We start from the raw sequence: 11,731 nt of genomic DNA on the forward strand, positions 1-11,731 counted from the left end.
GTCATGAATAAAATATTTGTGTGTCAAATTGACGAGTTAGATGAAGGTGAAGCACTGAAAATTGATTGTGATATTGATGGCATCAAGGCAATCGCAGTGTTTAATTTTAATGGTGCATTTTTTGCCATGAATGACAAATGTAGTCATGGCAATGCTTCAATGTCTGAAGGCTATCTGGAAGAAGATGGTACGGTGGAATGTCCATTACATGCATCACGATTTTGTTTGAAAACAGGCATACCACAATGTGTCCCTGCCACAGAAGCCATTCAAACCTTTCCGGTCATCATTGAAGATGACGCATTATATGTTGAGATTTAAAGGACGTATTCATGGGCTGGTTAAAAAATGAAGTGATATTGATCACCGGTGGTGGATCAGGTTTGGGATTGGCTTTGGTGGAACGTTTTATTGATGAAGGTGCCAGGATTGCTGTATTACAACGCTCAGTAGCTAAAGTCGCCGCACTCAAACAGCGTTATGCTGATGACATTGTTGTGATCGAAGGTGATGTTGCTAAATATCAGGATAATCTCAGGGCGGTGCAGGCAACGGTTGAGCGCTTTGGTAAACTGGATTGTTTTATTGGTAATGCCGGTATTTGGGATCATTACGCTGATATCGTCAATATGACAGGTGAGCAACTTGATCAGGCCTTTGATGAAATTATGGGAATTAATAGCAAAGCATTGATTTTAGGTGCAAAAGCAGCCCTAAATGAATTGTTAAAGTCTGAAGGTTCAATCATTTTCACTTTATCTAATTCAGCACTTTACCCGGCTGGTGGTGGTCCTGTTTATACTGCTTCCAAACATGCTGGTGTTGGCATTATGAAAGAACTTGCCTATGAACTTGCGCCCAAAATACGAGTCAATGCAGTTGCACCATCGGGAATGAACGTCAACATTAAAGGTGCAGCATCTTTGGGTCAGGAGAATATCGGTCTACTTGATGCACGTGATCCTGAGAAGATCGCCCGAGGAATGCCACTTGATTTTCTCCCGGAAGCCGAAGATATGACCGGTGCCTATGTATTGCTGGCATCTCGCCAAAATAACCGCCCCTTAACCGGGGTACTGATTAATGCAGATTGTGGTTTGGGTATTCGCGGTTTAAGACAGCCACGGGCTGAATTGCTGAACAATTAAAACAATTGCGGAAAGCTTTAACAGGATGGATCGACTATGGCAGTAAAATTGATATGTGCTTCACATAGCCCTTTAATGGAATTTGCAACACCACAAGATCAGGCACAAGAACAAAATGTTCGTGATACGTTTAAAAAATTAGCAGATGAAGTGAAACAATATGATCCGACATTAATGATTGTTTATGGACCGGATCACTTCAATGGTTTTTTCTATGATTTGATGCCAAGTTTTTGTGTCGGTATCCGTGCTTCCGCTGCCGGTGACTGGAATTATGGTCCCGGTCAACTCCATGTTCCGGAACAGCGCAGTAAAGAGATGATCCGTCATGTTCTGGATGAAGGTGTTGATGTTGCGTATTCTTACCGCATGCAGGCCGATCATGGTATCACACAACCTTTACATTTTTTATGTGACGGTCAGCTTGATCGTTATGCCACTATTCCTATATTTATTAATGCGGCTGCCGTGCCACTGCCTACCGTAGATCGAACCGTAAAGTTAGGTCAGGCAATCGCTGAATTTTTAAAAACTTTAGATTTGCAAAAAGAGCGTGTGCTTATTTTAGGTACTGGTGGTTTGTCTCATGATCCGCCAACACCACAGATAGGTTCTGTGCCACCCGAAACGGAAGAATTTTTAATTGCAGGTCGTAATCCTAGTCCAGAAGCAAGAAATATTCGCCAGTCCAAAGTGATTGCGGTGGGCGAGAAACTTGCAGCAGGGGATAAATCGGTTGCTGTACCACTGAATGCAGCATGGGATTTGCAGATTTTGGATCTATTTAAAAATGCCGATTTTGATGCCTTAATTGCCATGACAGAAGAAGATATTCGTCAACATGGCGGTCGAGGTGGGCAGGAAATTCGTTGCTGGATTGCAGCTTTGGCCACCATGCATGCATTGGGTGAATATGATATGCAAGTGCATTGCTATGAAGAAATTGATGAATGGATTGCTGGATTTAGTATTGTTTCTGCTGAATTTAAAAATCAAGGAAGCTATCTATGACCATAAATACCATTGTCATTATTGGTGCTGGTCAAGCAGGTGCCAATGCAATTCTGCAACTTCGACAACATCAATATCAGGGAAAGATTATTTTAATTGGCGATGAAAAATATTTGCCTTATGAAAGACCACCTTTATCTAAAGATGTCATCTTAAATCCTGATTCAACCAAAGTCGAAATACTGTCTGAACAAAAACTTCAGGAATTGAAAGTAGACGTGATTTTAAATCATGCAGTACAGAAAATTCATCGGATGGAACATTGGGTTGAGTTGAGTGGTGGCGAAAAAATTCACTACGACAAATTATTAATTGCTACTGGTGCAGCACCAAGACGATTACCCATATTGGATGCTTTAGCCAAACATGTTTATACCTTGCGTAATCTGGATGATGCTCAGGCATTGATTTCCGTTCTGCAACCGGATCAACGGCTGATTTTGGTCGGTGGTGGTGTGATTGGTTTGGAACTGGCATCTTCTGCACGAGCAAAACAGGCAGAGGTGGTATTACTTGAAGTGGGATCGACCTTGATGGGACGTTCTGCACCTCGCCTGTTAAGTGATTTTCTGTTGACTCAACATCGTCAAGCCGGAGTAGATATTCGTCTGGACACCCAAATAACAGCAGCAAAACTTGAAAATGATCACATCATACTGGACTTAAATCATGGTGAGCAGCTTCAGGCAAATGCTGTGATTTATGGTATTGGCGTGATTCCAAATGCACAGCTTGCCATAGATGCAGGTTTAGATGTTGATTTTGCCATTCAGGTCAATGAGAACTGTCAAACGTCTGATCCTGATATTTATGCAGCAGGTGATGTAGCGACACAGCTAGGTGAAGATGGTCATTATCATCGGGTAGAAACCTGGGAAAATGCCAACCTACAGGCTGCAATATTTGCCCGCCATGTCATGAATATTGAACATCCAAAAGCCAGTCCGGCTTGGTTTTGGACGGATCAACTCGGTTTTAATATTCAATTTGCCGGAGATCTGCATGTCAGTGATTGGCATATTCGTAAAATTAAAGATAGCAAAACAACATTGCCATCATTTATTGCCTATGGCTTGAAAGATGAAATTATTGTCGCTGCCATCACTGTCAATGCTGCTAAAAAAATGCGTGCCCTTAAAAAGATGATTAGCAGCCAGACGAGTTTTGCAAGTATCACCGAAATCGCCTAAATGGTATTTTCCAAGGAATATCTGATGAATATTGAAAATTTAATGACATCAATTGCAAAGTCTTTGGCTAATGCAGAGAAAAATACCAAAGCAATTGCTCCGATTCGTAATGAATTACCTGAAAAACATGCAAATGTTGATACTGCCTATGCGATTCAGCAGATCAATACCCAACAGGCTCTGGCGCAGGGTCGCCGTTTGGTTGGACGTAAAATTGGTTTAACTTCTAAAGTGGTACAGACACAATTGGGGGTGGATCAACCGGATTTTGGTATGTTATTTGCCGATATGGCCTATGGTGATGGTGAAATCATTCCTTTGCAGCGTTTTATTCAGGCAAAAGTTGAAGCAGAAATTGCTTTAGTCTTGCAGCATGATTTAAGCAAAGCCAAACACAATTATACCGATATTATTTCTGCCACAGCCTATGCTTTGCCTGCCATTGAGGTTGTTGATAGCCGTATTGAAAACTGGAAAATCAGTTTGCTTGATACCGTAGCAGATAATGCCTCATCTGCTGCATTTGTCTTAGGTTCACGTCCTGTCAAATTACAAGATATTGATCTGGTCAATTGCCAAATGCGCATGACACGTCACGGAGAAATTGTTTCACAAGGGCAGGGTAAGGCATGTCTGGCCAATCCTTTAAATGCAGCAGTTTGGCTTGCTGATGAAATGGTTCGTCGAGGTCGCCCATTACTGGCAGGTGATATTGTGCTGACCGGTGCGTTGGGGCCAATGGTTGTGGTGCAGTCAGGTGATGAATTCAAAGTGGAAATTGATGGTTTTGGTGCAGTGACTGCAACTTTTAGTGAATAGGATAAAGACATCATGGAAAGAATTAAAACGGCAATTATTGGCTCAGGTAATATTGGTACTGACCTGATGATTAAAATCATGCGCAACTCAAAATATTTGCAAATGAGTGCAATGGTGGGGGTTGATCCCAACTCGGATGGACTGGCTCGCGCTGCCCGATTTGGTTTTGAAACCACAGCAGAAAGTGTGGAAGGGCTATTAAAATTACCTTCTTTTAAAGACATTAAAATTGTTTTTGATGCGACGTCCGCAAGTGCACATGCGCACCATAATGAAGTGTTACAGCAATATGGTATTCAAGTCATTGATTTAACCCCTGCGGCAATCGGGCCTTATGTTGTGCCTGTAGTCAATCTTGATCAGAACATGAATGCAAATAACATTAATATGGTGACCTGTGGTGGGCAGGCAACCATTCCAATGGTATATGCCGTGTCGCAAGTGGCAAAAGTTCATTATGCGGAAATTATTGCATCTATTGCGAGTAAATCTGCTGGCCCGGGAACCCGTGCCAATATTGACGAATTTACCGAAACAACCTCCAAAGCCATCGTTAATGTAGGTGGTGCCAAGACAGGTAAAGCCATTATTGTGCTTAACCCTGCTGAACCGCCGTTGATTATGCGTGACACAGTATATTGCTTTACTGATCTTGATGCAGATCAGCAGAAAATTCGTGATGCGATTGCAGAGATGGCAAAAGCGGTCAGTGCTTATGTTCCGGGTTATTGTTTAAAGCAGGATGTACAATTTGATCATTATGATGCAGATCACCCTTTAAATATTCCGGGACTGGGTCAAGTTTCCGGTTTAAAAATCTCTATCTTTCTGGAAGTTGAAGGTGCAGCACATTATTTGCCTGCTTATGCCGGTAATCTGGATATTATGACCAGTGCTGCATTAGCTGCTGCCGAACGATTTGCAGCAACCCATTTATCTCGTAAAAGTGCCTAAGGATAATAAAATGATTGATAAACAAAGAAAAATTTACGTTTCAGACGTCACCTTACGAGATGGTATGCATGCGATTCGGCATCAGTATTCTATGGATCAGGTACGTCAGATTGCTCGTGCTTTGGATCAGGCAGGTGTTGACAGTATTGAAGTTGCACATGGTGATGGTTTACAGGGTTCAAGCTTTAACTATGGTTTTGCTAAACATACTGATCTAGAGTGGATTGAAGCTGTGGCAAATGAGGTAAAACATGCCAAAGTTGCCACGTTATTACTGCCCGGTATTGGCACAGTTCATGATCTAAAAGCTGCTTATCATGCAGGTGCAAGTGTCGTGCGTGTGGCAACGCATTGCACCGAAGCCGATGTATCACGTCAGCATATTGAATATGCACGTGAATTAGGCATGGATACTGTTGGCTTTTTAATGATGAGCCACATGAATACACCACAAGGCTTGGCTGAACAAGCTCACTTGATGGAAAGTTACGGTGCGCAATGTATTTATGTTGTAGATTCAGGCGGTGCAATGAATATGTACGACATTGCTGAACGTTTTAAGGCAATCAAAGATATCTTAAAACCTGAAACAGAAACAGGAATGCATGCACATCATAATTTAAGTTTGGGTGTGGCTAATAGTCTGGTTGCACTTGAACATGGCTGTAATCGTATTGATGCAAGTTTGACAGGCATAGGTGCCGGAGCGGGTAATGCACCACTGGAAGTGTTTATTGCTGCGGCAGAACGTATGGGCTTGAATCATGGATGTGATGTCAAAACCTTAATTGATGCTGCCGAAGATATTGTACGCCCGCTACAGGAACGTCCAGTTCGTGTAGACAGGGAAACGCTCGCACTAGGTTATGCTGGCGTATATTCAAGTTTTCTTCGCCATGCAGAAATTGCGGCCGACAAGTATGGTTTGTCTGCATTTGATATTTTGGTTGAATTGGGTAAACGCCGTATGGTGGGTGGGCAGGAAGATATGATCGTGGATGTTGCATTGAATTTATTAAATCAAAAGAAAATGCTCAGTCTATCTTCATAAGAAACTTTACTTTTACGATCAACAAGGTTGAGCTAAGAAAAACTTAGCTCAGATTTGAATTACATACTCTAGAATAGACAGTAATTTAATATAAATTTTATTATTCAATGTGAGACAGGAGTAACATTAGCAATCCAGTCACGTAATAATAGATTCGCTTGATTTTGTAGTGCGGACCCATATAACAGATTCTCCTGGCGTAAATTTAAAATATCAACCTGTACATACTGCAATTCAGCACTATGGCCAATCAGCCAACGCTCAAAATGCAAAGGATCAACTTCCACATGAAATTGAAGTGCTAAAATATTTAAGCCGACTGAAAATGCCTGATTAGGATAATAAATTGATCCAGCTAAGTGTTTTACAGAATCAGGTAAATCAAAAGTATCACCATGCCAGTGTAATACATGTATATTTTCTAAATATTTTAAAGGAGAAGCAAAACCTTGATCCGTTAGAATTAAACGGCTCCAACCAATTTCTTTGATATGCCCCTGATATACTCTGGCACCCAAAGCTATTGCGATCAATTGTGCACCTAAACAGATTCCTAAAGTGGGATAATTTTTTTTGAGGCGTTGTTCTAAATTATTAATTAAATCAGATAAATATGGATAATTTTTTGTTTCATATACACCAATTGGACCACCTAATAAAATAACAGGATATTTGGAGTTAAGTGCTTCATTAACTGAATCTACTCCCAGTTGTAAGTATTTAATCTGATAATTGAGTTGTCCTAAGGTCTGGGCAAAACTACCCAAATCTTCAAATGCCAAACATTGAATTGCATAAATTATTTTCATACGGATGATTCCTGATGAGTGCTAAAAATATTTTAATAAAAAATAATTTTTGATCCAGTCTTGATGATAAAAAACTGTAATTAAAAAATATGTAATATTTAATAATAATTAAACTTTTCAATACATTACTATAAAAATCACATTTTATATTTACCCTTTCTATCCGATAAATCATAAGCCTTATAATTTTTTATTTTTACAATTAACAATGATTTTAAAATTAAGAAAAAGGATATTAAACATATAAAAATGTTAATTTTTTATTTTTCAGTATATTAATTTTAAGATAAATTAATCTGTATTTTTTATTAAACTTAGTGTTAGCTTAATTTTGGTAAAATGTATTAAATTCAATTTTTTAAACAAATAATTTCAGAAAAAATTTATTTTTAGATATCCATATAAGTAAATAAATTTTTCTTATAAATCTTAGGTTAAAATTAATTTAAGATGACAAAATAAATAAATGAAATAGCGTGAATATATTATGTCTAAACAAATTAGCTTTAATGCTTTTGAAATGAACTGTATTGCCCATCAATCTCCCGGTTTATGGCGGCATCCTCAAGATCGTTCCATAGAGTATAAAGATCTGGAATATTGGACAGATTTAGCAAAAATACTGGAAAAAGGGCTATTTGACGGTATATTTATCGCTGATGTATTGGGAATTTATGACGTTTATCATCAAAGTGCAGAATATGCTTTAACCGGGGGAGTACAGGTTCCTGTAAATGATCCATTACAAATCGTACCTGCTATGGCAGCAGTGACCCGCCATTTAGGATTTGGTGTAACAACTTCAATTTCGTTTGAACATCCTTATCCATTTGCCAGACGCCTAAGTACTTTAGATCATTTAACTAAAGGTCGGGTGGGTTGGAATATTGTCACTTCATATTTAGAAAGTGGTTCTAAAAATCTTGGATTAAAAACTCAAGTAAATCATGATAATCGTTATGACATTGCTGATGAATATCTTGAAGTTTTATATAAACTCTGGGAAGGTTCATGGGAAAATGATGCTGTTTTACGAGATAAGCGTAATGGTATTTTTGCAGATCATAGAAAAGTTCATCCAATTAATCATCAAGGTAAATATTTTACGGTGCCGGGTATACATATTTGCGAACCGTCTCCACAACGTACGCCTGTACTTTATCAAGCCGGTGCTTCATCACGAGGACAAAAGTTCGCAAGTCAAAATGCAGAATGTGTATTTATTGCCTCTCCATCTAAAATTGCTGCAAAAAAAGTCGTTAAAGGCATTAGAGAAAAACTGATTGAAGAAGGGCGTGATCCTTATTCTGTTAAAATCTATACACTGCTATCCATTGTCACAGATGAAACAGATCAGAAAGCACATGATAAATTTAAGGAATATCAATCTTATGGAAGTTATGATGGTGCTTTGACACTATTGTCAGGCTGGTCAGGTGTAGATTTTTCTCAATATCAACCTAATGACAAAGTTGAATATATTCATACCAATGCGATTCAATCTTTATTAGATTCTTATGTAAATGCTGATCCAGAAAAAATATGGACAATTGAAGAAATTGCGAACTGGAATAGCTTGGGCGGAAATGGCCCTGTATTGGTCGGCTCACCACAAACAATTGCTGATACTCTACAAGAATGGATAGATGATACGGATGTTGATGGATTTAACTTAGCATATATTTTGGCACATCAAACATTTACAGATATTGTCGATTATATTGTTCCTGAATTACAAAAACGTGGTGTTTATAAAACCCAATATAAAGAAGGAACTTTGCGGGAAAAATTATTTAACGGAACAGCTTATTTGCCAGAGAATCATCGTGGGGCAAAATATCGATATCAAAAACAATCTGTTTTAGAAGATGTGATTTAATCGACATATAAGACTGAGAAATGATACTAGGCTGATCAAGCATCAGCCTAAGTTTAACAACATATAAACATTTAATATCTAATTAATTTTCTCAAAAAGAAAATCATTAATTCTATGGCCAGCTTCAATACCGCGCTTTTCAAATTTAGTGAGTGGTCGCCAATCCGGACGAGGATAGCAATTGCCTTTACCTGCAAGATTTTTCAAATTTGGTCGGTTATCCAATATATCCAGCATCCATTCAGCATAAGGTTCCCAATCAGTTGCTGCATGGAATGTACCACCAGTCCGTAATTTTTGCTCTACCAATGCCATTCTTTCATGTACTACAAAACGGCGTTTAAAATGACGTTTTTTCTGCCATGGATCGGGAAAATACAACTGTAAACAATCAATACTTGCATCCGGCATTTCTTTTAATACCTGAATTGCATCTGCATCCAGTACACGTAAATTTTCCAGTTCAGCCATGCCAGCTTCATACACACATTGAGCAATACCTGGCACATGCACTTCGATGCCAATATAATTACGCTGAGGATTTTCTTTTGCCATTAGTACCAGTGAACGTCCCATACCAAAGCCAATTTCAACCGTTAATGGGCGTTCCGGATGTGTAAATACCTGACGTAGATCACCCACTGGATATTGCAAAATCAAATGTTGATAATTTTCCAGAGCTTGACGTTGTGATGTATTTAAAGGCGCTGATCGACGCATAAAAGTAACAATTTCACGGTGTTCAGGCAGATTATCAAGTTCTGTTATTTCGTTAGAAGCTTGATTTTGTAATAAGTCAGACATAACAATGTAATGAGTTCATAGAAAAACTGCGCTATTCTAAAAGCATATTGGTTTTAGGGCAATCTTAACAGGCATGTTGGCATCATATAATATTGGCTAATCGAGCTATTTTGACTTGAAACGTTGTTTAAATTCAAAAAACCGATAATTTTTATAAAAACATTCTGTTTTACCAATATCATAATTTTGATTAAGATAGCCTCAATGAAACGAAATTCACTCAATCGGAGAAAACACATGTTAGATCAAAACGTCAAAACACAATTAAAAGCTTACTTAGAACGCCTAGAATCACCAATTGAAATTATTGCAACAGTTGATGATAGTGATAAGTCAGCACAAATCAAAGAACTAGTAACAGAAATTGCAGCGTTATCTGATCAGGTTACTGCACGTTTTGACGGCCAACATTCACGTTGCCCAAGTTTTGGTATTGCAAAAGTAGGGGAGCAGCCTCGTGTCTATTTTGCTGGTTTGCCAATGGGGCATGAATTTACTTCATTAATTTTGGCATTACTTCAGGTTTCAGGTTATGCACCTAAAGTTTCAGATGAAGTTTTGGCACAAATCAAAGCATTGGATTTGCATAGTAATTTTGAAGTATTTGTTTCATTGACCTGTCATAACTGCCCGGATGTTGTACAAGCTCTAAACTTAATCGCAATTAATAATCCAGATTCAACTGCAACCATGATTGAAGGTGGTTTCTTTAAAGAAGAAGTTGAAGAACGTAAAATTATGGCTGTACCAATGGTATTTCAGGATAATGAACATTTCGGTCAAGGTCGTATGACCATTGAGGAAATTGTTGCAAAACTTGATACAGGTTCAATTGAAAAAGAAGCGGCTAAACTTAATGCCAAAGTTGCTTTTGATGTACTGGTTGTTGGTGGTGGACCGGCTGGTGGAACTGCCGCAATCTATGCGGCTCGTAAAGGAATTCATACGGGTATTGTTGCAGAACGTTTTGGTGGACAAGTTATGGATACCATGGACATTGAAAACTATACCACTGTACAAAAAACTGTCGGGCCAAAATTTGCCGCAGATATGGAAGCACATGTTCGTGAGTATGGTGTAGACATCATGAATCTACAACGTGTCAAAACTATTATTGGTGCAGATAAAACTGACAATGGTCTAGTCCATCTTGAGCTTGAAAATGGTGCAAAACTTGAATCAAAAACAGTGATTTTATCTACAGGCGCTCGTTGGAGAGAAATGAGTGTACCAGGTGAACAAGAGTATCGTACTCGTGGTGTAGCATATTGTCCACACTGTGATGGTCCATTATTTAAAGGAAAACGTGTTGCGGTTGTAGGTGGCGGAAATTCTGGTGTAGAAGCTGCGATTGACCTTGCGGGTATTGTTGAACATGTTACTTTAATTGAATTTAGTGATGTATTACGTGCAGATCAAGTTTTACAGGATAAATTACACAGTTTACCAAATACAACTGTAATCAAAAATGCACAAACTACAGAAGTTTTGGGAGATGGTAGTCAAGTGACTGGATTAAAATATAAAGACCGTAACACTGATGAAGATCATGTGATTACTTTGGCTGGTATTTTTGTCCAAATTGGCTTGTTACCAAATACAGATTTCCTTAAACAATCTGAAATTGCTCTAAGTAATCGTGGTGAAATTATCATTAATGAGCGTAATGAAACTAATGTACAAGGTGTATTTGCAGCAGGTGACTGTACAACTGTACCTTATAAACAAATCATTATTGCAACTGGTGAAGGTGCCAAAGCTTCTTTAAGTGCCTTTGATTATATTATTCGTTCAGGTCAATAGAGAGATCAGAAAACCCCAAAGTGATTTCGATCACTTTGGGGTTTATATTATTAATATTAGAAAAAATCACAGATATAACTAAAATTTAAAGCAATCGTAGATAAAGCAGTTGTGACAGTTCATAGGTCATTTAACATAATATTGATTATACGAAACATTGCATATTATCCCTTTATATATCAATTACTTACATTCTTGGTCTGTGCCTTTACAGGCTCTTCAAACTTCATCGCAACAAGCTGTACAGACGGCACTTTGCGAGT

11 protein-coding genes are annotated in these 11,731 nt (G+C 38.4%); 9 read left to right on the forward strand and 2 right to left on the reverse strand.

Features of this window, described 5'->3' with window-relative positions:
* Nucleotides 1-3: 3 nt before the first annotated feature.
* The 7 genes from hcaC to dmpG are packed head-to-tail and all read left to right on the forward strand — an operon-like array spanning nucleotide 4 to nucleotide 6,173.
* Nucleotides 4-321 (forward strand): 3-phenylpropionate/cinnamic acid dioxygenase ferredoxin subunit, encoded by a 318-nt coding sequence (hcaC, locus tag F4V57_RS12995; RefSeq protein WP_070070347.1) that lies wholly within the window; start codon nucleotides 4-6, stop codon nucleotides 319-321.
* Nucleotides 322-332: 11 nt separating this feature from the next.
* A complete protein-coding gene (gene hcaB / locus F4V57_RS13000; RefSeq protein WP_070070340.1) occupies nucleotides 333-1,148 on the forward strand; it encodes a 3-phenylpropionate-dihydrodiol/cinnamic acid-dihydrodiol dehydrogenase in 816 nt (271 codons plus the stop codon).
* Between the two features lie 36 nt (nucleotides 1,149-1,184).
* A complete protein-coding gene (locus tag F4V57_RS13005; protein WP_070070339.1) occupies nucleotides 1,185-2,159 on the forward strand; it encodes a 3-carboxyethylcatechol 2,3-dioxygenase in 975 nt (324 codons plus the stop codon).
* A complete protein-coding gene (gene hcaD, locus F4V57_RS13010; RefSeq protein WP_070070338.1) occupies nucleotides 2,156-3,349 on the forward strand; it encodes a 3-phenylpropionate/cinnamic acid dioxygenase ferredoxin--NAD(+) reductase subunit in 1,194 nt (397 codons plus the stop codon). The genes F4V57_RS13005 and hcaD overlap by 4 nt, the downstream gene beginning before the upstream one ends.
* Before the next feature lie 24 nt (nucleotides 3,350-3,373).
* Nucleotides 3,374-4,168, forward strand: coding sequence for a 2-keto-4-pentenoate hydratase (gene mhpD, locus F4V57_RS13015; RefSeq protein WP_070070337.1), 795 nt, complete (start codon nucleotides 3,374-3,376; stop codon nucleotides 4,166-4,168).
* A 12-nt stretch (nucleotides 4,169-4,180) separates the two neighbouring features.
* On the forward strand, nucleotides 4,181-5,122 hold the full coding sequence (locus F4V57_RS13020; RefSeq protein ID WP_070070336.1) for an acetaldehyde dehydrogenase (acetylating): 942 nt from the start codon (nucleotides 4,181-4,183) through the stop codon (nucleotides 5,120-5,122).
* Between the two features lie 10 nt (nucleotides 5,123-5,132).
* On the forward strand, nucleotides 5,133-6,173 hold the full coding sequence (gene dmpG / locus F4V57_RS13025) for a 4-hydroxy-2-oxovalerate aldolase (RefSeq protein WP_070070335.1): 1,041 nt from the start codon (nucleotides 5,133-5,135) through the stop codon (nucleotides 6,171-6,173).
* Nucleotides 6,174-6,277: 104 nt separating this feature from the next.
* On the opposite strand, the gene F4V57_RS13030 is transcribed toward dmpG, so the two are convergent.
* Complete coding sequence (locus tag F4V57_RS13030) at nucleotides 6,278-6,982, reverse strand: glutamine amidotransferase (protein WP_070070334.1); 705 nt, start codon at nucleotides 6,980-6,982, stop codon at nucleotides 6,278-6,280.
* A 487-nt stretch (nucleotides 6,983-7,469) separates the two neighbouring features.
* Here F4V57_RS13030 and F4V57_RS13035 point away from each other — a divergent pair, with 487 nt between their 5' ends.
* A complete protein-coding gene (locus F4V57_RS13035) occupies nucleotides 7,470-8,861 on the forward strand; it encodes an LLM class flavin-dependent oxidoreductase (RefSeq protein ID WP_070070757.1) in 1,392 nt (463 codons plus the stop codon).
* A 78-nt stretch (nucleotides 8,862-8,939) separates the two neighbouring features.
* On the opposite strand, the gene trmB is transcribed toward F4V57_RS13035, so the two are convergent.
* On the reverse strand, nucleotides 8,940-9,665 hold the full coding sequence (gene trmB / locus F4V57_RS13040) for a tRNA (guanosine(46)-N7)-methyltransferase TrmB (RefSeq protein ID WP_070070756.1): 726 nt from the start codon (nucleotides 9,663-9,665) through the stop codon (nucleotides 8,940-8,942).
* Nucleotides 9,666-9,902: 237 nt separating this feature from the next.
* Between trmB and ahpF the strand changes: the two genes are divergently transcribed.
* Nucleotides 9,903-11,468, forward strand: coding sequence for an alkyl hydroperoxide reductase subunit F (gene ahpF, locus F4V57_RS13045; RefSeq protein ID WP_070070755.1), 1,566 nt, complete (start codon nucleotides 9,903-9,905; stop codon nucleotides 11,466-11,468).
* Nucleotides 11,469-11,731: the final 263 nt, after the last annotated feature.

Origin of the sequence: Acinetobacter qingfengensis, assembly GCF_008693185.1 — a bacterium.
In the GTDB taxonomy this organism is placed as follows: domain Bacteria; phylum Pseudomonadota; class Gammaproteobacteria; order Pseudomonadales; family Moraxellaceae; genus Acinetobacter; species Acinetobacter qingfengensis.